1 rRNA gene is annotated in these 2,103 nt (G+C 44.9%); it reads right to left on the bottom strand.

The window, feature by feature from the left end:
• Positions 1-108 precede the first annotated feature (108 nt).
• Positions 109-1,611 (bottom strand): 16S ribosomal RNA (locus tag EAL44_RS07790).
• Between the last annotated feature and the right edge of the window lie 492 nt (positions 1,612-2,103).

The following is a 2,103-nucleotide window of genomic DNA, read 5'->3' as shown; positions in this document are numbered from 1 at the left end:
AAAAAAGAAAGAATAAGCCCAATCTTTCAAAACTAAGCAACAAGAAGTTCTTTTGTCAGGTAATACTCTTTGGCTTTTAACAAGCGAATGTTAAAAGCTTTTCTCTAGAAAGGAGGTGATCCAACCGCAGGTTCACCTACGGTTACCTTGTTACGACTTCACCCCAGTCGCTGTGTGTGCCGTGGGCAGTAGCCAATTTAGCATCCTGACTTAAGGCAAACACAACTCCCATGGTGTGACGGGCGGTGAGTACAAGACCCGGGAACGTATTCACCGCAACATGGCTGATTTGCGATTACTAGCGATTCCAGCTTCATGCAGGCGAGTTGCAGCCTACAATCCGAACTGAGAGGTGTTTTGAAGATTGGCTCCACTTCGCAGTATTGCTTCTCTTTGTGCACCCCATTGTAGCACGTGTGTAGCCCTAGGCGTAAGGGCCATGATGACTTGACGTCGTCCCCACCTTCCTCCTCCTTACGGAGGCAGTATCCTTAGAGTTCTCAGCATAACCTGTTAGCAACTAAGAAAGGGGGTTGCGCTCGTTGCGGGACTTAACCCAACATCTCACGACACGAGCTGACGACAGCCGTGCAGCACCTGTTTTCAAGGTCTAGCAAGCTAGACACTCCACTATTTCTAGCGGATTCTCTCAATGTCAAGCCTAGGTAAGGTTCTTCGTGTATCTTCGAATTAAACCACATGCTCCACCGCTTGTGCGGGTCCCCGTCTATTCCTTTGAGTTTTAATCTTGCGACCGTACTCCCCAGGCGGGATGCTTAATGCGTTAGCTGCATTACTGGAGAGACTAAGCCCTCCAACAACTAGCATCCATCGTTTAGGGCGTGGACTACCAGGGTATCTAATCCTGTTTGCTCCCCACGCTTTCGCGCAATCAGCGTCAGTAATGTTCCAGCAGGTCGCCTTCGCAATGAGTATTCCTCTTGATCTCTACGGATTTTACCCCTACACCAAGAATTCCACCTACCTCTCCCACACTCTAGAATAGTAGTTTCAAATGCAGTTCTATGGTTAAGCCATAGGATTTCACACCTGACTGACTATCCCGCCTACGCGCTCTTTACGCCCAGTGATTCCGAGTAACGCTTGCACCCTCCGTATTACCGCGGCTGCTGGCACGGAGTTAGCCGGTGCTTATTCGTTAGATACCGTCATTATCTTCTCTAACAAAAGGAGTTTACAATCCTAAAACCTTCATCCTCCACGCGGCGTTGCTGCTTCAGGGTTTCCCCCATTGAGCAATATTCCCTACTGCTGCCTCCCGTAGGAGTCTGGACCGTGTCTCAGTTCCAGTGTGTCCGTTCACCCTCTCAGGCCGGATACCCGTCATAGCCTTGGTAAGCCATTACCTTACCAACAAGCTGATAGGACATAGGCTGATCTCTTAGCGATAAATCTTTCCCCCGTAGGGAGTATCTGGTATTAATCATCGTTTCCAATGGCTATCCCAAACTAAGAGGCACATAACCTATGCGTTACTCACCCGTGCGCCACTAATCCATTTCTAGCAAGCTAGAAATTTCATCGTTCGACTTGCATGTATTAGGCACGCCGCCAGCGTTCACTCTGAGCCAGGATCAAACTCTCCATAAAAGTGTTTGTCCTAAAGCTCTTTTGTTTTTTGATAGGCTGTTGTTATTCCTAACAACAGCTTTAGCGTATCACAAGAACTCGTTTTATTTGATTATTGAATAAAACGGGTTGTGTTCTTAAGTATTACAACAACAAAACAGAAAGAAACTTTTTAAAAAGGTTTGGCTAAACGCTAACCTGAATAAAATACTCTCATGCCATTCAGTCATCAATCACAATCATATAATCATCATAATCAATGAAATCAATTGGCAGGTTGGATAAGAATTCCTTATCGAAGAATGGGAGTTATAAAAACCCTCACTCTTTCAAATAAGTTGTCCTTAAATAATTTAGAATATCCCTTAAAAAGAACTTCTATCAATTTGCTTAGTTTTCAAAGATCGTTTGCTTAATCAGCTATCCTTGCAGATTGCAAAGCGGCTTTTTAAAAGCCCTTGCTGAAACAAGGAAATGAAAGTATAGTCATAGAAAGCTTAAGGTTTGCTTAAA

Origin of the sequence: Helicobacter pylori (assembly GCF_003637685.1) — a bacterium.
Taxonomy (GTDB): Bacteria; Campylobacterota; Campylobacteria; order Campylobacterales; family Helicobacteraceae; genus Helicobacter; species Helicobacter pylori_CJ.
This window is presented reverse-complemented; position numbering and strand designations above follow the sequence as displayed.